The organism is Aeromonas sp. 55A, assembly GCF_051919665.1.
Classification (GTDB): Bacteria; Pseudomonadota; Gammaproteobacteria; order Enterobacterales; family Aeromonadaceae; genus Aeromonas; species Aeromonas veronii.
Window position 1 is genome coordinate 1 of the sequence record NZ_JBQBEH010000004.1, and the last position, 22872, is coordinate 22872.

Annotated in this window: 15 protein-coding genes and 3 pseudogenes; 5 read left to right on the top strand and 13 right to left on the bottom strand. The window is 49.5% G+C overall.

Going from position 1 to position 22872, the window contains the following annotated elements; genetic code table 11:
- The 4 genes and pseudogenes from ACTG2G_RS02755 to ACTG2G_RS02770 all read left to right on the top strand — a co-directional run.
- On the top strand, window positions 1–538 hold a 538-nt coding region (locus tag ACTG2G_RS02755; RefSeq protein WP_439985159.1), incomplete at its 5' end, for an RNA-guided endonuclease TnpB family protein.
- A 152-nt stretch (window positions 539–690) separates the two neighbouring features.
- Window positions 691–1854 carry a macrolide transporter subunit MacA gene (macA, locus tag ACTG2G_RS02760; RefSeq protein ID WP_064341454.1) on the top strand — a complete coding sequence of 388 codons (1164 nt, stop codon included), beginning with the start codon at window positions 691–693 and terminating at the stop codon, window positions 1852–1854.
- Window positions 1851–3823 (top strand): annotated as a pseudogene (locus ACTG2G_RS02765) (MacB family efflux pump subunit). The gene macA and the pseudogene ACTG2G_RS02765 overlap by 4 nt, the downstream one beginning before the upstream one ends.
- Window positions 3824–3825: 2 nt before the next feature.
- A pseudogene (locus ACTG2G_RS02770) lies at window positions 3826–4551 on the top strand (TolC family protein); the annotation flags it as partial.
- A gap of 80 nt (window positions 4552–4631) precedes the next feature.
- Here the strand turns inward: ACTG2G_RS02770 and istB are convergent.
- Complete coding sequence (gene istB, locus ACTG2G_RS02775; protein ID WP_059296348.1) at window positions 4632–5387, bottom strand: IS21-like element ISAs29 family helper ATPase IstB; 756 nt, start codon at window positions 5385–5387, stop codon at window positions 4632–4634.
- Window positions 5388–5401: 14 nt separating this feature from the next.
- Entirely contained in the window at window positions 5402–6943 is a 1542-nt protein-coding gene (gene istA / locus ACTG2G_RS02780) for an IS21 family transposase (RefSeq protein WP_059296349.1), read from the bottom strand.
- Window positions 6944–7166: 223 nt separating this feature from the next.
- On the opposite strand from istA, the pseudogene ACTG2G_RS02785 reads away from it, so the two are divergent.
- Window positions 7167–7808, top strand: a pseudogene (locus ACTG2G_RS02785) (TolC family protein); the annotation flags it as partial.
- 537 nt (window positions 7809–8345) lie between these two features.
- On the opposite strand, the gene ACTG2G_RS02790 reads toward ACTG2G_RS02785, so the two are convergent.
- The 11 genes from ACTG2G_RS02790 to ACTG2G_RS02840 all read right to left on the bottom strand — a co-directional run bounded on the left by ACTG2G_RS02790 (window position 8346) and on the right by ACTG2G_RS02840 (window position 22846).
- On the bottom strand, window positions 8346–8756 hold the full coding sequence (locus tag ACTG2G_RS02790; RefSeq protein WP_005344269.1) for an H-NS family histone-like protein: 411 nt from the start codon (window positions 8754–8756) through the stop codon (window positions 8346–8348).
- A gap of 720 nt (window positions 8757–9476) precedes the next feature.
- Complete coding sequence (locus ACTG2G_RS02795; RefSeq protein ID WP_335838271.1) at window positions 9477–11216, bottom strand: PglL family O-oligosaccharyltransferase; 1740 nt, start codon at window positions 11214–11216, stop codon at window positions 9477–9479.
- Window positions 11217–11339: 123 nt separating this feature from the next.
- On the bottom strand, window positions 11340–13427 hold the full coding sequence (locus ACTG2G_RS02800; protein WP_335838243.1) for a YjbH domain-containing protein: 2088 nt from the start codon (window positions 13425–13427) through the stop codon (window positions 11340–11342).
- The gene (locus ACTG2G_RS02805; protein WP_335838244.1) at window positions 13427–14173 is read right to left on the bottom strand and encodes a capsule biosynthesis GfcC family protein; all 747 of its coding nucleotides are present in this window, start codon (window positions 14171–14173) and stop codon (window positions 13427–13429) included. The genes ACTG2G_RS02800 and ACTG2G_RS02805 overlap by 1 nt, the downstream gene beginning before the upstream one ends.
- Window positions 14170–14841: a YjbF family lipoprotein gene (locus ACTG2G_RS02810; RefSeq protein ID WP_335838245.1), complete on the bottom strand. Its 672-nt coding sequence runs from the start codon at window positions 14839–14841 to the stop codon at window positions 14170–14172. The genes ACTG2G_RS02805 and ACTG2G_RS02810 overlap by 4 nt, the downstream gene beginning before the upstream one ends.
- Window positions 14842–14931: 90 nt before the next feature.
- Complete coding sequence (locus ACTG2G_RS02815) at window positions 14932–15168, bottom strand: hypothetical protein (RefSeq protein ID WP_439985138.1); 237 nt, start codon at window positions 15166–15168, stop codon at window positions 14932–14934.
- Between the two features lie 96 nt (window positions 15169–15264).
- On the bottom strand, window positions 15265–16227 hold the full coding sequence (locus ACTG2G_RS02820; RefSeq protein ID WP_439985139.1) for a Wzz/FepE/Etk N-terminal domain-containing protein: 963 nt from the start codon (window positions 16225–16227) through the stop codon (window positions 15265–15267).
- A gap of 72 nt (window positions 16228–16299) precedes the next feature.
- The gene (locus ACTG2G_RS02825; protein ID WP_439985140.1) at window positions 16300–18927 is read right to left on the bottom strand and encodes an SLBB domain-containing protein; all 2628 of its coding nucleotides are present in this window, start codon (window positions 18925–18927) and stop codon (window positions 16300–16302) included.
- 143 nt (window positions 18928–19070) lie between these two features.
- Window positions 19071–20126, bottom strand: a complete 1056-nt coding sequence (locus tag ACTG2G_RS02830) for a DUF1972 domain-containing protein (RefSeq protein WP_439985141.1) — start codon at window positions 20124–20126, stop codon at window positions 19071–19073.
- 368 nt (window positions 20127–20494) lie between these two features.
- Entirely contained in the window at window positions 20495–21610 is a 1116-nt protein-coding gene (locus ACTG2G_RS02835; protein WP_439985142.1) for a glycosyltransferase family 4 protein, read from the bottom strand.
- Between the two features lie 3 nt (window positions 21611–21613).
- Complete coding sequence (locus ACTG2G_RS02840) at window positions 21614–22846, bottom strand: O-antigen polymerase (protein WP_439985143.1); 1233 nt, start codon at window positions 22844–22846, stop codon at window positions 21614–21616.
- Between the last annotated feature and the right edge of the window lie 26 nt (window positions 22847–22872).

Consider the following 22872-nt stretch of genomic DNA (forward strand, 5'->3'; position numbering starts at 1 on the left):
AAATAAGGTCGACCATCCCCGTCACACGGCAAAATACGCAACCCTGCTTGCCCGCGCCCAGCGCCGCCTGAGTAAAAAGAAACTCGGCTCCGCCAATCGTGCCAAAGCCAAAGCCAAGGTTGCCCGTATTCACGCCAAAATCTCCGATTGCCGACAGGACAACTTGCACAAGCTGTCCCGCACACTGATTAACGAGAACCAAGTTGTGTGCGTTGAATCCCTCAAGGTGAAGAACATGATCCGCAACCCCAAACTGGCAAAGGCGATAGCCGATGCGAGTTGGGGTGAGTTTGTGCGCCAGCTGTCGTACAAGGGCGAATGGGTGGGGCGCTCGGTGGTTGCCATAGACCAATTTTTCCCCAGCTCAAAACGCTGCTCTTGTTGCGGATACACACTTTCAAAATTGCCGCTGTCAGTGCGTGACTGGGAGTGCCCTGAATGCGGGGAACACCACGACCGTGACCACAATGCGGCCAAGAATATTCTTGCGGCGGGGCTCGCCGTTAAAGCCTGTGGAGAGAATGTCAGTCTGGTGTAACGCATGTTACCTCAGCAGTTCTCGTTGAATCAGGAAACCCGGTTAGGTGACTAATCGGAATCCCCTCCCTTTAGGGAGAGGAGGATGTCAACAGGGCTTTGCTGCAGGATAATCGCCGCGCACAACCTTTTCCGTTTCCATTCAGGTGATCGATGAACATAACCCCCAAGCAGAGAACCCTGGCTATCACCATGCTGATCGCCGTGGTACTCCTCGGCTGGCTGCTCTGGCCCAGTCAACCACCCAAGGCGATGCTGACCGCTCAGGTGACCCGCGAGGATATTGCCCAAACTGTACTGGCCAGTGGTGTGCTGCAGGCCGTGGAGCAGGTGGATGTGGGGGCACAAGTCTCCGGTCAGGTTACCAAGCTGGCCGTCGAGGCTGGTGATCAGGTCAAGCAGGGAGACCTGCTGGCCGAGATCGATCCCCTGATTGCCCAGAACAACCTCAAGACTGCCGAGGCGGAACTTGCCAGCAATCGCGCCCAGCTCAAGATCAAACAGGCGCAACTCAAACAGAACGAGCTCGCCTGGCGGCGCCAGCAACAGATGTTCAAGCAGGAGGCGAGCTCACGGGCCGATCTGGAGAGTGCCGAGGCACTGCTGGCGGTCACCCGCGCCGAACTGCAAAATAGTCAGGCCAATATCGACAACGCCCTGATCAAGGTTGATCGGGCCAAGACCGAGCTGGGCTACACCAAGATCCTGGCGCCGATGGATGGCACCGTCATCAGCATTGTGACCCGTCAGGGCCAGACCCTGGCTGCCAGCCAGACGGTGCCGACCGTGCTCAAGCTTGCCAACCTCGAGACTATGACGGTCAAGGCGCAGATCTCCGAAGCTGATGTCACCAAGGTCAAAGCCTGCATGCCGGTCTACTTCACCCTGATCGGCGATCCGGATACCCGCTATCAGGGTACCCTTCGCGCCGTAGAGTTAGCGCCTACCAACATCAACGATCAGGCCACCACAGGTACCACCACCAGCAATGCGGCTGTCTACTACTACGCCCTGTTCGATGTACCCAATCCCGACCATACCCTGCGGGTCGCAATGACCACCCAGGTGACCATTGTGCTCGGCGAGCGCAAGCAGGTGCTCACTGTGCCGCAAACCGCCCTCGGCAAGTCGTTGGGTGACAACGAGTATGAAGTCACCGTGATCAAGGACGATGAGACAACCGAAACCCGTCATATCAAGACCGGTATGAAGGACGAGATCCGCATTGAGGTGATCAGCGGGCTGAGTGAGAAGGAGGAGGTGCAGCTCAATCACGGAGCCCCCGCCGACAATGATGAGATGGCGGTGATGCTATGAGTGAGCCCCTGAACCAGCTGCCGTTGATCCAGCTGAAAGGGGTCGAGCGACGCTACCAGAGCGGCGACAGCGAAGTCACCGTGCTCCACCCTCTTGATCTCACCATCTCGGCAGGAGAGATGATCGCCATTGTCGGCGCGTCCGGCTCCGGCAAGTCGACCCTGATGAATCTGCTGGGTTGTCTCGATAGCCCGAGCAGCGGCCAGTATCTGTTTCGCGGTCAGGACACCGCCACCATGGATGCGTTGGCGCTGGCCCGCCTGCGCTGCCACCACTTCGGCTTTATCTTTCAGCGCTACCACCTGCTGCCCCATCTCGATGCCGCCGCCAACGTGGAGATCCCGGCCGTCTATGCCGGCACCAGCCGCCCGGATCGCCAGGCGCGCGCGCGTCAGCTGCTGGGCAGACTGGGTCTGGCCGATCGCAGCCACCATACCCCTGCCAACTCTCCGGCGGTCAGCAGCAGCGGGTCAGTATCGCCCGGGCGCTGGCCAATGGCGGCGAAGTGATCCTCGCCGATGAACCGACCGGCGCACTGGATAGCCAGAGCGGCAAGGAGGTGATGGCGATCCTCAAGGAGCTGCACGCTCTGGGCCACACCATCATTCTGGTCACCCACGATATGAACGTGGCCAGCCATGCCGACCGGATCATCACTCTCAAGGATGGTCGGATTGAACAAGATAGCGGCCCCTGCCAAACGGCCGTGTTGGCTCCAGCCACCACCACAGCCCCTCAAAAAATAGTGCCCACTACAGGCGCCATGGGCCACGACTGGGATCGTTATCGGGAAGCGGGACGGATGGCGATGCATGCCATGCTCGCCCACCGGATGCGCACCTTCCTCACCATGCTCGGCATCATCATCGGCATCGCCGCCGTGGTGAGCGTGGTGGCGCTGGGGCAAGGGGCGCGCGCCAAGGTGATCGACCAGATCAATGCGATGGGCACCAACACCATCGAAATCTTCCCGGGCAAGGGATGGGGCGATGAGAAGATGGCCAGCATCCAGACCCTCAACAAGGGGGATCTCGATGCTCTGCTGGGGCAACCCTATCTTGCGGGCGCCAGCCCCGAGATTGGCAGCTCCGGCCAGTTGCGCTATCGCAACAAGACCAACAGCGGCAACGTGACCGGGGTCGGCAACGACTATTTCAAGGTGAAGGGGATGACGCTGGTCAGTGGTCGCTTACTGGAATGGCAAGATATCCAGCAGCGTGCCGCCGTCGCCGTGGTGGACAAGAAGAGCATCACCAGCCTGCTTGGCAAGGAGGAGCCGGTCGGCAAGGTGGTACTGGTCGGCACCTTGCCGGTGCGGATTGTCGGTGTGGTTTCGCAGGAGACCGGCTTCGGCCCCACCAGCCAGTCAGTCAATATCTGGCTGCCCTACAGCGCGGTGATGAGTCGCCTCATCTCGCAGCACCACTTCAGCCAGATCACCATCCGGGTCAAAGACGGGGTACAACCGGCACTGGCCGAGCAGGCGGTGATCGAGCTGATCACCAAGCGCCACGGGGTGAAGGATTTCTTCACCTTCAGCAGCGACAGCATCATCAAATCGGTGGAGAAAACCACGGCAACCATGACCTTGATGGTCTCGGCCATCGCAGTGATCTCGCTGATCGTCGGTGGGGTGGGCGTGATGAACATCATGCTGGTGTCGGTGGTCGAGCGCACCCGCGAGATCGGCATTCGCATGGCCGTGGGCGCCCGCCAGTCGGATATTTTGCAGCAGTTCCTGATTGAAGCTGTGATGGTGAGCCTGCTGGGGGGTATCTTCGGCGTCGGCCTCTCGCTAGGCATTGGTGCGCTCTTTGCACTGCTGGTGGACTCCATCAAGATGCAGTTCTCGCTCTTCTCCATCCTGATGGCCTTTGGCTGCTCGTCACTCATCGGGATCCTGTTTGGTTACCTGCCGGCACGCAATGCGGCGCGGCTCGACCCTGTTGTCGCACTGGCGAGGGAATAACAATGCACAAACTCTCCTGGCTGGCTCTCTCTATGGCCCTCAGCGGCTGTAGTCAGCACAGCACCTATCAAAGACCCGAGCTGGCGATCGCCCCCACATGGCAACAAGCAGAGGGCGCCCAACTGGCTGCGCAGGCTGGCCCCTGGTGGCGGGAATTTCATGATCCCCAACTCGACAAATTGGTCGAGGCGGTTCTAGCCGCCAACCCGGACATGCATGTGGCGGCCCTCAAGCTCAAAAGCGCCAGACTGGGCGCCGAGCAGGCCGATACCAACCTCACCCCCTCGGTCAATGGCACTATCGCAGCCAGTGGCAACAAGGATCTGAAAACCGGCAAAGACACCAACAGTCTGGGTCCCTCGCTGAGCCTCAGTTACGAAGTGGATTTGTGGGGCAAGCTTGCCTCGGTGCGGGATCAGGCAAGCTGGGAGGCGGCGGCAAGCGAGCAGGATCTCGCCAGCACCCGACTGCTGCTGATCGGCAATACCCTGGAGCAGTATTGGCAGCTCGGCTATCTCGGCTCTGCCATCACCCTTGGGGAACAGCAGCTGGCCAACCTGACCCGTACCGAGCAGCTGACCCAGACCAAATACCAGGCTGGCGCCATTACCCGACTCGATCTGGCGCAGGCACGCCAGCAACTGGCAGGCAAGCAGGCTGAGCTGGCCTCCCTCAAAGCGCAGCAGGAACAGGCTCGCAATGCCCTGCGTCTGTTGCTGGGCCGCAGCTGCGTATTCCGGCGAAGTTGAACAGCCATTCCGGCCAACGTGAACACCCTGATCCTTAACGCGCTCACGTCATCCCGTTTCTAACTCGACTGTTCAGATTGGGTCAACTCACTTCTCCTCTTTCTCATCGATTCTCCCTTCAGTGACAGCCGGTGAGCGTTGTGCATCAGCCGGTCCAGGATCGCATCTGCCAGGGTGTTGTCACCCAAGCTCGCGTACCACTCTTCAGTTGGCAGCTGACTGACTACTACCGTCGAGTATTTCCCGTACCGATCATCCATGATCTCCAGCAGGGCGTTGCGCTGCTCGGCATTCACCGCTTCCAGTCCCCAGTCATCGAGGACCAGTAGCTCTATCCTGGCCAGTTGACCCAGCAGTCTGGCGTAACTGCCATCTACCTTGGCCTGGCTCAGCTCAAGTAGCAGACGCGGCAGCCGGTAGTAACGAGTGCTATGCCCTTGCTGACAGGCTTGGTAGCCCAGCGCACAAGCCAGGTAGGTTTTTCCACAGCCACAGGGGCCGGTAATGAGCAGGTTCTGGCCTCGGCGCAGCCACTCTCCTTGGGCCAGGTTTGCAACCTGTGACCGCTCCAGGTTGCGTGCAGACTGGTAGTCCACCTCTTGCACCGTGGCTTGGAGTTTGAGCCGCGCCTGCTTGACTAGCCGAGCTTGTTTACGTTGCTCCCGGCTCAGTTGTTCGTGTTCGACCAGCAGGCTTAGACGCTCGATGAAGGGCAGCCCTTCGTAGGTACTGGCCTGTTCCAGTTGTTGTTGCACTGCATCCGCCATGCCGGTCAGTTTCAGGTTTCTCAGGCGGGTCAGGGTTTGTTGGGTCATGGGGCGTATCCTCTTTAGTGGAAGCTCTGGGGGCCACGGATGTTCTCGTGCTCTTGCGGTAACTCTGGGTAGCTCAGCGGGCTTTCGGGCAGTTGGTCGCGGCCACTGGTCAGCACCGACTTGAGCTGTTTGAGTCGCACCAGTCCTTCCCGATTAGCCAACTGACAGCAGGCCTCGACCCGTGATGGCGGATACTCCCGGCTAAGACTCAGTAGCCCCAGGCAGAGTCGGTATGCCTGCTCGACATGGGCTTTCTCTTCCAGCCGTTCGCTCACCCAGCACAAGGTGCCCGGTCCGATATCAGCAGCCCACTGCTTGAGACGGCCTGGCGTCCAGCGTTGCTGCTTGCTGTGGCGTTCCGGCATGTGCTCCGGGATCGTGCTCATCCCCGGGATGGTTTTACGCGGATGGCTCGCGACCAGCTGTTGCTGGTGATAGACCTGAAGCAAAGTGTCGCCAGCATGGAGCTCCAGTTGCTGGCCCACATACTGGTGTGGCACCGAGTAGTGGTGCTGCTCATAGCTGACGTGATAGTCGATGTTGACCTTGACCGTTTTGATGGCGACATAGCGATAGGGATGCACCGGCAGTGGTCCCAGCGCCGGGCGGTCCAACTGCTCAAACGCCTCGCGCCGGTTACCGGGCAGTTGCTTGAACGGGCGCTCGTTGAGTTCGTCCAGCAAGGCCCGGATGCACTGGTTGAGCTCGGCCAGCGAGAAAAAGGTCTGGTGGCGCAAGCGGGCGAGGATCCAGCGCTCGACGATCTGCACACCCACCTCAGCCTTGGCTTTATCCTTGGGCTTGTAAGGGCGAGCTGGCATCACTGCCACCTGATAGTGCTCGGCCAACTGCTGGTAGCTGGGGTTGAGCTCGGGATCGTATCGGCAAGCCTTGCTGACACCGCTTTTGAGGTTGTCGGGGATCAGCAGTGCAGGTGTACCGCCGAAAAACTCAAAGGCACGGACATGGCTTTGCAACCAGTCCGGCAGTGACTGTGACCAGGTAGCCTCGGCAAAGGTGTAGTTGGACGCACCAAGCACGGCGACAAAGATCTGGGCCTGACGGACCTCCCCCGTGGAGGGCGAGGCGATGGGCACCGTGGGCCCGCAGTAGTCGATAAAGAGCTTTTCCCCCGCCTTGTGGATCTGGCGCATGGAGCGCTTTTGCAACTGACACCAGGATTTGTAACGGTCGCAGAACTGGGAGTAGCTGTAACAGCTGTTGGGATAGCGCTGGGTGTACTCCTCCCAGAGCAGTTGTTTGGAGACCCCCTTACGCTTGAGCTCCTGATGGACAGAGGGCCAATCCGGTACAACATGGCGGGCCGAGATGGTGGTATCGGCCTGCGGATAGAACAGGGCCGCCAGTTGGCCATCATCAAGCTGGCTAGGTAAGGGCCAGGTCAGGCCGAGCGTCTGGGCACTTTTGAGGAGTTTCTGGATGGAGCCAACGCTGACCTTGGTGCAGCAACTTATCTGGCGAACAGAGAGGTCAGCTTCCAGCCGCAGTCGCAGCACTTCACGAATTTTACGCATTGCAATCCTCTTGGCAGACATAGGCTCTTCCCTGGCAAAAGGGAGAGCGTATCAAAGGTTGTTAAATCAATGCGTTAAGGATGATTCCGGTGAATGTGAACAGTGATTCCGGGATGTTGAACACTGTTTCCGGAAAGGAGGAGCAAAGTGTTCAGGTTGAGCCGGAATGAGCGTTCACATTGGTCCGGAAATGGTGTTCACGTTGAACCGGAATCGGTGTTCATGATCGGCCGGAATATGCAGCAGCAGCGGGCCACTGGAGTATGCACCCGCTTCCCTTGCAAAGCAGACCATTCCTGAACTTGCGGTGGGTATTCCGGCCAATGTGCTGGCACGCCGCCCCGACGTCAAAGCGGCCGAATTGCGGCTGCGCAAGACGCTGGCTAAAGGGGATGAGATCCGCACCAGCTTCTACCCCAGCCTGACCCTGACCGGCAGTGCCAGCACCGCATCCGATAGATTGGCGCAGGTGCTGCAAAATCCGGTTGGTACGCTGGGAGCCAGCCTCGCCCTCCCCTTCCTTGAATACAACCGCACCCAGCTCGCCATCGAAAGCTCAGAGCTGGATTACCAGATTGCTGAAACCGAGTTTCGCAAACAGCTCTACACCGCACTGGTGGAGGTGGAAGACAACCTGGCCGCACGCCACTATGGCCAGCAGCGACTCGATTATCTGCAGGAACAACTGAGTTATGCCCAGGAGGCCGAACGACTGGCCAAGGCTCGCTTCCAGGCGGGTGCAACCGGCGTGCAAGCCTGGCTTGATGAGCAGAACCGGCTGTGGGATGCCCAGCAGAGCCTGCTGGCCCAGCAAAAAGAGCAGCTCACCACCACTGCCAAAATCTATCGCGCCCTAGGTGGCAGCGATAGCGTGACGCCCCGATAACGCCTCCCCCCAATATTCCCCACTCTGCCTGTAGAGTGGGGAATACCATCGCCATCGACCGCACCGAATTCCCTCGCCCACACGGCATACGAACGCCATTGCTCATCATCAGGGGCAGTTACGGCAGCGCAGCCAATTACATGCATCGGCGACCCAGAATATCCCGGCTATACCTTGCGGCTATCTCTATCCCTCACGCACCCTGTGGAGATAACGATTACCGGATATTCCATCAGCAGAGAGCTCGCGGCTCTTGCCGAGCGGCTCCCCGCGAATCATGAGAGACATATCCGAAGCGCATATCTGCACGACGCATACAAATAGCGATATCACGCTGTTAATCCTGCACGACGAAATTAATCGCAAACAAAGAGTGATATTGAGCAAAGTAACAGTGAAGTGAAACGACGCTAAAAAAGGATACAAGCGAGGATGTAGATAACAATGGGGTGAAGGGGCAGATTGGATAACCACGAGTAAAACGGCAAAAATAATGCCGCTCAAAGGCGGCATTATTCAATCTCTGAACCTGACGAATTAGATCAGGAAATCGTTCAGGTCTTTACCCAGTGCTACTTGAGCAGCAATGGCTTTCGGCATACGGCCTTGACCGGTCCAGGTTTTTTCCTGGCCATCTTCTTCGTACTTGTATTTAGCCGGACGCGGAGCACGCTTGCTCTTGGCAGCGCCAGTCGCAGCAGCCGGAGCAGCGGCAGTCGCCAGCAGCTCGCGAGGATCAATACCAGCCTGCTGCAGCATTTCGGTGAATTCATTCAGCTTGCGCTGACGCTCTTCCTGTTCTGCACGCTCCTGTTCAACAGAATCGGCGCGCTCTTGGTAAACCAGGTCAAACTTCTCTTTAGCTTCCAGCAGTTGCTCAAACGGCAGCTCACGAATAGCCGCACGCAGACTGCGAATGTTCAGCAGAACTTTCAGAAACTCGTTCATTATTTCCTCACAAAAAGTCGGTTACAGGGATACCGTTTCAGAATAGCATGGACAATTCGCGAGAACATACAGTTTTTCTATATTAACGTTCTTTTTTTCTTAAATTTCACCATCAAGATCGAATGCTTGCCACTATCAATAACAAACTGGCTGGAATGCAGATCTTCTGGGTAGAGTGGTGATTACCATCTTGTGTTCAAGAAACATCAGTATTTCAAGACTCATTAATTTCCAGTTCAGCATCCAACAAAACTAAGGAAAGTGCGAACAAGTATCCCAAGAACAAAAAATGAAAATTTTAGTCATTTAATATCAATGGGTTACCAGTAAATGCTCTCGTGCCATATGACTTATTCGCACCTTCCCTAACTCTGTAACCTGCTTTATAAGCCTGAGCGAACATTTCTACCATACGTTCAACATCATGTGACAAGACTATGCCTGTCTGTTTAGCAATGAACACGTCTAGAACCTGTCCCTTCACCCGATGATGAAGGGAATACTCCCAATTCACTATCAACCCCTTCAACGCCATCGACAAAATTACATATTAATCAATTGGTTGGAATCGCCACATGACATTTCAAATATGCCTTTCATAGCCCGTTTGACAGACGCATGCGTCCGAAAACAGACTGTTCAGATACTGGTTGTCCAGAAGGGAAAAAATAAAAAAGCCAGCCGTTTTTAAGAGCTGGCTTTCTATGTATCCAAATAGCACTATTTATTTTTAGTTATATTCTTGCCTGATTGGTCAACACCGGTAATCACTGCCTGTGAAGCAGACCCAGTTAAAAGGGGCTCGGTTGGATAGAGCTTAAGTGCTTCAGCTCGCATCGCATTGGCTTCCTCTGTACGACCCAATGCATTAAGCGCGATCACCATATTGGCGTATATGTTGGCACGCGGTGTATGGCGTACGAATGCCTGCCCCCACTCCAGATAAGCTTCCAGTTCGGTCTTGTTATTTGTCTGCAAGCCCACCATCAGACGAACTGAGTTCACATCAAACTCGACTCGGGTCAACCAAGCCATGGGATTGACGATATCAAGTAGCAAGGTCGGCTCTTTATACCCACCCCGTTCATATTTGGTGACTACCCATGCGGTGTGAATTGCTGTGAGCATAAAGGGAACGACCAGCAGCGGGATAGCGATCGCCATAAATCGCAGTAACAGCCATGGGCGGCACTCCATATCCCACCATGATGAGAAACCCTGACTCGCCAGGTTGGTCTCCTCAATTTCGGTATCGATGATATAAATCAGCGTCAGCAACAGCCACCATAACACGATCGCATGGTAGAGAGGGTATTCCGTCTGGGTATGAAGCAATATTGGGGCAACCAAGGCAAGCAGCCCCATGGCATGTACCCAGCGCACACTCGCCAGACGCCATAATAATGCACCTCCCATGATCACCATGCCGACCATGGGTGCAATACCGCCCTCAACAGCCCAATAGAGAAACTCGTTGTGGGGGTGGTCGAGGTTGTAAATTACCATTCCAATATTTGGATCTACATGCCGAGCCTCTGTGTATGCGTGGAAGAATGTGGATTCAAATCCACCATACCCTATTCCCAATAACCAGTTTTGAAAGAGTAAATTCAATGTAAAAGGCCAGATATCTGACCGAGCTCCGCCAGAGAGATATTCGTTCATCCCCCGACTGACACTTGACACCCAATACTGAGAAGCTAATCCAACCACGGCCCCCAGCAAGACCAGACAGAGCATTCGTACCAATAAACGTTGACGATGCAACTGGGGTCCAAGCAGGATAAACGCCAGCAATCCCCCAAGCAGCCCCACCCGAGACTGCAGAACAATCAACAATAGACTGGCGGCGACAATCACCCCATAGCTCACCCTGCGCAACCAAACATGCTCATTGCTGCGTAGCTCCAGCCAAATAGCCAACGCAATCCCGGTGGCCATAAAGGTTGCCATCACATTTGGCTGTTGAAAGATCCCGTATGGACGATTGGCTTTGGCGTCATAGCCAATCCAGTTACCTGGCGTCAACAGATAGAACTGTACCAGACCGAGCACTGCCTCCATAGCGATCGCAATCAGGACGAGATAGAGCAATCGGTCACGCTGCAACCGATTAAATCGCCATTGGTAGAGACCGAACAAAAACAGCAGACCAGCAAACAGCCCCAGCAATCTTGGGATGGCATAATCCTTGAGAGCAAAACCTAGATAGAGCATGGGGAGCAGCATTAAGAGAGCCCCTACCCATAACGCAGCCTGTAATGAAGAAAATACCAGACGCTGGCGTAACGTCACTTGCCACAATCCCAGCCCAATAGTCAACGAGGCAAACACCCATCCCCATGCATTAAAGGGAAGATACAGTCCGGCACCGCCCGGGTTGTGCATAAAAAAGTGCATGCCCAATAGCCAATAAGTGATAAATAGTGCAGAAAAAGCACCATTTATATATTTAATCATCATGCATCCCTAGCGTAATAATTTTAGATCCCAGTATACATTAAGCAGATAATAAAAGAGCGGGCAGTTAACAACTGTCCGCTCTATCTATAGGGAAAACTCTAAGCCCTATGTCTCTGACTTCTATTGCAATTCAGTCAAATCGTAAAGACCATTTCTACGACTCAACATCTGTCCACCGTCACGAGTCAAAGGAACCCATCCAACGGTTCCTTTTGCTGTTGTTGGTTTTAGCAGCATCAAGTCGAAGGGGATCGTTATGTAGATACCTTTGGTAAAGCTACCTTCACCATACTCATCAGCAGAAACATTTGTAAATGTCGCATACCCCCCTAAAATAACGCCCGAATCAAATCGCTTTGAGAAATCGAGAGTAGTGCCTTTATCACCAGCCAAATACTGCCCCACGGCGACTTTGGCGGTGACATTACTCATGAATGGTAACTGCCAATAAGCTGTAACATGACCAGTCATTACATCGTAATCAGCCATTTTCAGAGTATTGTTCCAGTCTCGCTGTTTCACCCAGTTGGCATCAACGCCAATCGCCCAAGTCTTACCATATGGACGATAGAGAACCTCGCTGCCTACACCGGCATACATCATCTCCAAATAACCACCATAAACTTGCCCATACCAATCCCGAGAGAGTGGCTGCATATGAGTTAACTGCAAGTTGTTAAGTAATACATTTGAGGAATCAACATACTCACGAACCCAAGTTCGAACTCGTGGCAATGCCGCCCCATCAGGAGGGGGGGCTTTATAGTTGAACTCATCATAGTTATTAAGCAGATTAAAAAACAACGTCCCTTGCAAGCTGTTGTTTTCACTCATCCGCCAGTCAGCATTGGCATTGATACCGAGCTGGTACATATAGAAAGACTCTGCACCACCAAACGACTGTGTCAGATCAGGATCAAAGGAGTATGAAAAAGATTTACGTCCAGCAGCATAAATGGGTATCCCCTGAACTTCTCTGGCAGCCTGAACAGTCGATTTCTCTTGCTGCTCTTCTCCCAATACTTGCACCACGTTGGCTCGACGAACAGATTGGAGATCAATTTGGGTCTCCTGCAGATGGAAGTTTGCCTTACGCTCAATAATATTCAGGTCACGGATTGTGTTTGGCAAATGATTGGCCGCTAGAAGAGATGTTCGCTTCATCGCCTCACGTTCATCACGATACTTGCTCTGCGTACCAATGATCGTGACTGAGCCTGCCTCAGTATAAAAATCTGTGTCCTGCCACCCTGCATTATCTTTTAGCTCATTCGCCAACGTAGGCCACTTCACGTCAGCAACAGAATCTGGCACCAGGCCTGGTTGATAAACGGGTCTTGGCTGGTCAATCTGGGCAGGTTTCAGCTCGTTAAAGTTGGTCCGCATAGTCACCCCCCACATCAGGGTATTTCCCCTCTGCCAACTCAGATGGCTATCCAAGTTATCAAAAATGCGATATACCGCCCCAACATTCCACGGCGAATCTTGAGAAATATGGCCTGCAAACTCTTTACTATAGTCATTGCCATCATATTCCAGCTTCAACCTAAGTGGCTGCCATGGCGTTTGATACTCAATACCACCGAAGAGTGCTGCAGGCCCATGAAACAGGCTATCAAACTCAAACTTACCGCCATTCCCGGAGTAACTTTCATTCCTTTGACACCAAGCATCTTTGTACTCACAAAACGGGTTTTTAATATTACCGCTTTCGGCCATATTTCCCCAGCCAATACCGATAGTAAAATCAAATGAGCCATACTGTTTACTGGCAGTCAAAAACTCACCGTCAAAAAGACCAGTTCCCATCAGGTCTCTAAAGCCCATAGATACTTGTGGCAGATAGTTAGATTCTTGCCAAAGACGAAACTTAAAATCCATACCCTTATCTTTATGAGATTGACCGCCACTAAAGGTAGGATCATAACTGTATGGCATAGTCCGAGTATCTGTATACCTAAGTGTTGCCTCAAACCAATCAAATGGCTGCGCAGAGATAGACCACCGACGATATTGGTCATTATCAGCATAGTTGGCACTGAATTCGCCAGTCTTAGCCATACGAGCTGTTGGCATCTGCAACAAACCAACACCACCAAAATCACCTTGCGATGGGCCATAAGAATCAAAAATCGACTCTGTAGCGCATACTGCCCCAGAAACAACCCATGAAACAAAAAACGCAATATATTTACATTTAGGAAGCATTATTCAGGCACTCGATTAGCAAGCAAGTTAGCAATGCGAATATTGATATCTCTATATTGTGCGGGCAACACATCGGGGTTAAATCCGACAAACAGCGTCGCCCCAGCCATTGGTTCTCGATGCAGCTGATTCCAGTTAGCCACAGGAACACGACTGATAGAACTATCAGGCTGGATCAGAAATGCTTCACTTGGCTCAGCCCCAGCTAACAAGCTGTAACCCTGCCAATAGTCAGCCAAACCAGCACCAGACTGTAAAGGCTGTTTACTACGACCATTAATCAATCCTACGAAGTAGATAAAATCAGGTCTTGGAGCAACAAAAAGCGTGTAGTTTCCTTTCAGCAGAGGATTACCTTCAGGATCAACTCTACTCTTGGCAGGATCTAAAAAAACTGACAAACGACCACTGACAGGAATTCTATCCAGCTCTTGTAGTAACTGTTGGGTTGACTGGATCAATGCGCCCTGCTCCCCCCCCCTCATCCAAAAAACTTGCAGTAATTTAAGATCTTTGAGTAGGGTCTCTTTAGTTGCCTGGAGCTCTGCCATCTTTCTAGGATTAGCTATCTGTGCACTGCGCCAATAAATATCATTAGGCAGCTTGGTATTAAATAACAGGTCAGCCAGTCTAGCTCCATCATGAACTTCAATCTTGGTTACAGAATGACGTTCATAAATCACGTCTATATCGGCTTGAGCTAAGGCATAAAAAGGCATAAGACCGAGTATCAGATATTTTTTCATAAGGAGTAAGGCTTTAAGATTGTAATTTCAATTACCGGCAAGTCCGGCCCCAACTGCTGCTGGCTCTTCAGTATTCTGCCGGTACTGTGCTCAAACCAATAGTAGTTATGCCAAGATGCACGATTATGCTCAACCGTAATTAATTCATCAATCAACATAACATCATGTGTTCTATCAAGAATTATCAATTTTTCCGGCACTACAGATATAAATTCAGTCCTTATTTTATAGCCACTTAAATAGTCCTTTTCCCACTCTGCATTATATTGCCAATTCATCACGCTTGGATTAATGGTTTTATCAGGTGAGTCTGCAATTTTTTTCAATGGGTCAACCCAAGATGATTTCGTCAAATAGAGATCATTTTCCAAACCCACCGTCTTGTTCAACCGACCTGCATTGGTAACAAACAGCTTATTATCTGCGCTGACCCAACTCAAAGAACCATCGGGATCTGCAAATGCAAGCACCACCAATGCCTGTGGATTATCACCCACGCGCAGATATGCGCTTGCATAAGGCAACTCACGCACTTTCTCTGCAGTTACCACAACATCATCCACCCCCATAAAGGCGTAATGGAGCGTAGCGTAAGTATCAGAACTAGTAGTGGAACAACCACTCAAAAGTAACAATCCCAGATACATAAAAAAACGAGATGAAAACATAGACAGGTCACTCGGTGGAATTGGAAAATGATTGCAAAGTGACAAAAATAAGGCTGCCAATATGGCAGCCTTATTTCAACATCAGAAAACTTACTTCTTGGTAGAAGTTGTGGTGCTAGTACTGGTGGAGTTGTCATTTGCATTAGAAATAACAACTGCTGCCAGTGCTGCTGCACCGACACCAACGGCAACCAGAGTAGTAGTACCCACAGCCGCGGTGCCAGCTACACCAGTGGAACCTGCCGCAGTACCCGTAACTTCTTCAGCCGCAAATGCGTTTGAAGAGAGAACCAATAGAGCAGCCAGAGTCAACGCTGATTTTTTCATTACTAATTTCCTTATTTAAACATGACTTGAAGTATTAACAGGATACCTTGAAACAGACCAATTGACCAGAGTCAGTCGCTCAGATGAGCCCTTTCGTCAGCTCCGAGCCGGACGTGCGATTGCATGGCGTACCAATACAAGTATAACGCCTAGCATGCCGCCAAGCAGCGTCCCCAATACGGTAATCAACGCACGTTTGGGTTTCGCTTTTTCCTCAGCGGCAACAGCAGGATCAAGGGTTTTGAACACGTACTCCTGGTTTACTTCTGTCAACATCAAGGTTTTCGTCTGATCCTCTATCAGTTGATAGAACACCTTCTGCATATCTGCGACCGGGGTTTTCTCGAGCTGAGCTTTGAGATAGGTAATGTTACGTGTCGCATCGCTTTGATCACGCAGCTTCATGGCCTCATTGAGATCGGCGACCAACCAGTCAACCCACTGTTTGGCACGCTCCGGCGAGTAGTAATCCACCGCCACCGTAACCAGCCCCGATTTGGCATCCTGACTGATACTGGCAACATCGCGAAATGCCTTGACCAGCTCCCAGTCCGTTGGTTCAACCGACTTGCCAGGAGGCACTTCGCGCACCCACTTTTTGCTGGCCACATCATAGATCTCTTCATCAATCACCAATTCGCCAGTCGTCTTGTCCGCTTTGACTACGGCCATTAACGGCACTTCCAACTGATGTTGGCGAATAAAATGGCTGAGAAACTGGCGAGATTTCCCAATCTCGACCGCAATAGCCGTCTTGTCCGGCCCCCCACTACTGAGGTTAACCCCCGCTAAGCTGGCAAGCCCGCCAAACTGGGCTGCCATAGCAGCAAGCCCGCCGCCTTGTTGTTCAGCTGAAGGAGCAAGCAGAGCCTCGGAGCGATAAATATTTGGCAGTGAAATAGCAACCAGCACGGCAATGACCGCCCCCACCAGGGTACTGGCGGCAATCCACCACTTACCGCGCCAAAGCGCTGCAAACAATTCACGCAAATCGATCTCATCTTCCCCACCACCGCTCATCGCAACAGGCAAGGGAGGGTGTTCTTTTATCTGTGTCATAACTAGCCAAATCTCAAAAGAGCCAGGTGGCCTTTCCACCTGACTGAATGGACTATCAAATGAGGTGTGGAATTACTTGATGGCACTCCACGCGACACCCAGTTGATAGAGGATCTGGGTAGCAGAAGTCATGATGCTCAGGTTATCCAGATAATCGGAATCAACAGGCACCACGATTGTATCGCCAGGCTCCAGGTGCTTACGACCACCAAACCAGCTATCACCTGGCAACATCACACTGCCATTCGCCTTGATCACATAAATGCGGTCGGTATCTGCCTGCTTCTTGGTGCCACCAGCCCGACTCAGGTAATCGTTGACGCTCAGGCCACCATCGTAGACGTGGGAAGATGGGAACTGCACCATCCCCTGAATTGAGACCACATTTTGCAATGCGGGCACATAGAGCTTGTCGCCATCTTGCAGCATTACATCAGCCTGCTTGTCACCAGACAATATCGCCGGCATGTCGATAGTCATGCGACCGACCGCCTTGCTGTTTTCCAGCTGGTTGACGACCGTCATCGCCTCTGCAGGCGAGCTGGTGTAGTTGGCAATGCTGGATTGACGGCGCAACGTCATCGTGGCGATCTCTTGCTTGAGCTCATCACGCAACAATGCAATACGTTCAGCTTCCTGCTTGCGCAGCGTCTCGCGAGCAAACACTGCACCATTCGGGTTCGCATAAGGGGTTATACCGCCGACTCGCTGGATCAAGTCCTGTAGGCTTTCGCCACGACGAACTGTATAGGTCCCTGGATACTTCACCTCACCAAACACCTGTACGGTTGCTTCTTCACGCCACTGAGGATGAGGCAACACGTTCAAGCTATCTTTTGATTGCACCAAAGGTGAACCGATTACCCGATTTGCAGTTGCCAAATCAAGGCGCTGATTTTCAATCGCAATATCATTCCCTCGTTCGCTAATACGAGACAACTCAATCACATTCGCCTGTTCGTTAAAACCGCCCGCTGCCATGATCAAATCATGGGTACGGCTATAGGGCGTCAAGGGATAGATCCCTGGGTATTTCACCTCGCCGCGCACTTCAGCAATCTGTACCGGCTTGCCTTGTGCAGCTTGCGCTTTCAAACGTTCGAGAACGGGCGCAAGCAGAGTCTGACGAGAAACCCCCACGACTGCCTCTGTTGTGGTTGTGCCAGACACCTCCGCCAACGTCATCTTCTCTTCTTTGGCAAGCTGCGCACGGCTGACCTCAGCCCCCGTAGTGCTATCAATCACATCTACTTGTTGAGCAATACGTTGTTGCGCCTGCCGATTGATACTCGCCGAGGAGGTTCGAGTATTCGCCTGTTGTTTCAATCGGTCGGTTGCATCATTGCTAAAGACAAGTACCTGATCACGCGGTTGCAAGCGAATGTCATCTTCACCACCCGGCATTTGCAGGGCTCGACCCAGATTGAACTGCAACACTTCGATATTGCGCTGGGCATCCACTTCACGGACAACCAGGGCGTAATTCAAATCTGTGACCGAGGTCAGATCACGATCGGCACTTTGTAGAACTCGGCTGATCCGCATTCCAGGTTGGAAGCTGAATACACCTTCACGAACCACGGCACCTTTTACCACAATCGCCTGGCTATATTCGGTACTGCTCGGCTTGACCGTGACCTTATCACCATCGCGCACAACAAACTGGCGATCATGCTGACTTGCCAGATTCAAGTTGAATACCCGCATTCCGGTTTCACCATAACGGGTCACCGAAACCTCTTTGAGCGCAGCAGCCTTCATGCCGCCAGCCAACCCCAGCACATTAACTAGGGCAGCCGGGCCACTCAATTCATAAATAGCTGGGCGTTTAACCAGACCATCGATGCTCACTTCACTCCCTTTGGTAGGGATAAACACGGTGTCACCGGAACGCAAACGAATATCCTGACTGGTGTCGCCCCATACCAGCATCTTGTAGAGGTCGACATCGATCACTTTCTGCCCGGCACGCTTGACCTGGATCTTGCGCAGCGACCCCACGGTGTCGATACCACCTGCGGCTTGCAAAGCCTGGGTCACTGTCGCCATGCCATTGACGTTGTATGCACCGGGGCGATAGGCATCGCCCATCACAAAGACCTGCATGGTGCGCAAAGCACCAAAACTGATAAACGCCTCTACACCAATCTTTTGCTCCTTGATCCGGTTTTCCAGTTCAGTGCGTAGTTGCTGGAAAGTCTGACCACTGGCAGCAATAGGGCCAAGTGATGGGAAGTCGATAAAACCCTCACGACCAATCGCAAGGCTGTAATTCGCATTCTCCTTGCCATAAAGCTGAACCCGGATCTCGTCACCCGGGCCCATCACATAATCATCGGCAACCGGCATATCCACCACAGGCGCATCGGTCAATGGCTCACCAGCAAACACGCTATAGCCAAAAGGTTGTAATGCCCCCTCTTGCGTCGCACCTGCAACCAAGGGCCGCTGAGATGCCTGGCTGTAATCCACTTCGCGTGGAGCCGCCACAGGCGCAGTATTGACCGGTGTGACACTGCTTTGGCTGTTACTCCCTCCCAACTGGGATGGGTCGATACCATACTGAACAGCCAGCGCCTGCTGCTGGGCAGGAGACAGCTGTTTAAATTTGGCCATCATCTCGGGCGTAATTTGTGGCACCGCCATAAGCGGCAAGCCCACCAAAGCCAGAGAAAGAAGCAATCCCTTTTTTTTCATCATGAAAACTCGCAAAGCATCAGAAAATTCAATTATTAGGATTATTCTATCGTATCAAAATAACTCAAAAAGATCCAATAAGAACACCTAAACATTAATATACTCACCACATCAATGTTATATGTATAAGTTTAGACAAGCAAAAATCAATCTAAAAACAAGCGTTCATATTCAGATGCAACATTTATCCACTGATATTTTTTAAAAGCAATATCTTTCATTGCATCACCGAATTCAGCAATATTAAGTTCAGCATTAATCTGGTTTAATAAAGATGCCTCATCGCTAAAATACAACCCTTTATTCTCAGTTGTATATCGATTGAAAATACAATCATACGCATATATTGGCATGCCAAATTGCATAGCTTCGACCAAAGAAGGATTGGTGCCACCAGCAGAATGACCATGCACGTATCCCTTACATTGCCTTCTCATCTTATAGAGCACTGAGATATCATAGACAGGATCAACAATCTCTATATTCGCATAATGCGAAAATCTGCTTTTAAGCGCACGACCATATTCACTCACCTCCCAGTTACCAATAAAGCACAATTTCTCTCTAGATTTAGAAAAAGCAGTCAAAATCAATTCAATATTATTCTCAGGCTCTATCCGACAAAGTGAAAGATAAAAATCATCTTTGACATAATTTTCTTGGTGTTCAACTTGTAGTGCATGATCTCCACCATAAGCAATCACGTCACTGACAACACCATATTCATCCATTACATAATCAGCAATGCCCTGATTATCTGATACGACAATATCTGAAAAGCGAACTGCAAGTTTTTCCGAAAACTTTAAAAATTTTTTCGTCAGCCATCCCCACTTGTCGCGCCGCCATTCCAGCCCATCAATATTCGTAACAATACGTGACGAACTAAGCAACCGATAGATGGGCAAGAATAAACAACCTGACACCCCCAATATTAATGTGACATCAGGTTTTTTCTTAAGGCAAATTATCAGGCTTAATATATCATAAGGTATGCTAGAGACCCCATTTGCCTTGATGGGGAGATATAACAACGACGCATCTTTATAGTTTTCAGACTTTGTTTGATAAGAGTGAGAAGAGCAAAATATATGATATTTTATATTATCTGACTGATAATCGACAAGGTTTTGTACTAAAGATTCAAAACCACCATAGCAAGCAGGTATACCGACAGTACCAATTACAGCAATATTATTCATCAAAGCGAGTCCTGATTATCAATATTTAGCACCGCAAATTATTTATCTGAAAGAGTTAGTAATTTCAGAAATGGGCAATTATATCTTTGTTATGCCAAAATGTTTGTTCTTCGATAGACAGATTGTAATGGGTAGTACACTTATAAAAAGATTACATGTTATCACTGACTGCATAGAGACATGGCTAGGCATTCTGTCATCTATAACAGGACAAATACTCACCCTAGCTATTTCCCGTCCTTAGAGCTCATGTTTAGATTGTTCAAGTCATGTAAAAACATGATATCAGGGGATATCTTGGCCAACAAGAGTATATTTTATAGAGAATGTGCTATTTAAGCTGCTTGGAAGCCCCTAGAGCTTTAAATCTAATCTTTATTTTTTAACCGTAAAGCAAGTTGATATGCTTCTAATGTTTGTTGAGCAGTGTGGTGCCAAGTAAACATAGAAGTAATTCTATTTTTTAAATCAGGATTAAATTCTTTGCTCATAACTGATACAACCCCCTTCCTTATTGACTCAACATCGCCCGGTTCACAATATTCTGCGTAATCCTCAAAATAAAATTTTGTATCCCCTCGATCAGTAACCAGAATATTACAATGCATCATTGCGGCTTCAAGAGAGGATAGACCTGGAGTCTCCATCCAAGAAATTAACGCATGAGCCTTTGCTACATGATACAACTCTGCGAGTTCATCTTGATCTACATGATTAATGAACACCACATTCGTGCCAGCTTCACGAACACATTCATCATAATAGGCTTTACTATTGGGACTTGGCTTACCCACGATCACTAATTGATAGGGTAAATCTTTTACAGCCTTAATAAGGTCTAATTGACACTTTCGGATTTCAACACGAGCAGCACTAAGCAAGCAGCCTTCGAACTTCTTATATTTACCAGAGAATTTTTTTGAATGGTCGAAAACTGATGTATCAACAGCGTTAGCTACCCATAGACCGTTATATACATCAAGCTTCATATCAGAAACAACACGATCGAGCTCAGTAGGACTATTTGGTAAAAGGACATCTATATTTTTTGCAATGAATTGCTGGGAGCGATAATGACCTTTGAATAGGTAACGCAACATCCCAAAATGGAAATTACCATTAAAAATAATTCTTGCAGTAGTTTTTAGATATTCTAGCGAATATTCAGAAACATTATTAGCAATCCATTTCTGAAGGCCTCTCCTAGTTTTTCGATCACATTCATTGTAACTCCCCCAAATGGTTGAAAGTACTGTTGGAATAGAGAGATTTTTTGCTGTTATCACATGATGTAAAATATCTTGTGGATTTCTCAGGTTAAAGAAATGAATTAAATCATAGTCAATGAAATTTGGTTCACTATCATCTGCGATATCAACAATAATTCCTAGCCGCTCTAAATGTTCTTTAGTTTTCAATAACTGTATTGTATCACCACCAGGACCGGAAAAAACTGTCGGCCTTGTAATAAAGAGAACTTTCACTTTCTATAACCTCTTACTGTAGTTATAACGCCCCAAAAAACATATAAACACTAAGGATGTAGAATAAATAATCACATACAGCTTATTGAAGTTATATGTATAAATAAAAGTCAACATAGTAGTAAAAAAGTAAATATAAAAAGGGATTAAAAAAACTTTACCCTTAAAAAAAATCAAATAAAAAGTCAAACCCAACACATAAGATAAAGCTAAAGTAACTATAACACCAAAAAATCCGAAATCAAAAAAAGGAACGCCGAAGCCAGTTGCAGTAAGAACACCATAAAAATCAGATCCTAAAACATCTCTTTGAAAATCAATTAACTCATAAGCATTACCAGTAAAAAGCGAATCAAATGGCAATACAAAGGTAAAATACCCCAAGCCAAAATCAAAATCAGATATTACATACTGATTTAAAATCTCAAAGTTCATCGTAAAAGTAACATATAAATAATAAAGAGGAATCAATATAAAGGTATCACCAAAAAACCAAACTCGCTGAATATCTTCAAAAAGAGTATCACCCAAAAAAATAAAATCCCTATAGAATTTCGCTGCACCAATAAGGTATAGAAAAATGAAAATAATTAGTAAGCACTTTAAAAGTGACAATTTCAGAAAGACACTTCTAACTAGAAAGCATTGTAGAAAAAAAAATGCTATAACACCTCTGTTGCCAACTGCAAAAGATAAAATAATGTGTAATATAGAGAAAAAAACAAATAAATTAAATAAAGACTTAAACTGACCGAAATTAACTTTCCGAGACAAACATTCGAAATATAGATATAATAAAAAAGTGAGGCCTGACATTGCAATCAAATGTACATACCCAGATATAGGAAATGACATTCTTAAAATTTCAAAGTCTTTATTTAAAATAGGAATGGAGCCATATTTCCTGTAAAAAACAAAATGTTCAAACAAAAAAAACATTGTTGAAATAAAAATCAAAAAAATAACTATATATATTGCAATCCTTCTATTACTGGCATTAACCTCACCATCTTGACATACCAAAAAAGTTACAACGCCAATAGGAATTTTTTTCATCCCCCAAAGAATGCCGACAGCCAGTATAAATAGACTTAAGATGAGGTACAGACTAGTACGTTCATCAGGCAATTCTATTTGCGTACTTAATCTGAAAAGATATAATGCTGTTGTGAAACTAACTGCAAAAAAAATAAGAAATGGATTACAGAAATTTGTATGAAGTATTATTTTTTTCATTTCATCTCAACCCTTATAAATTGAAA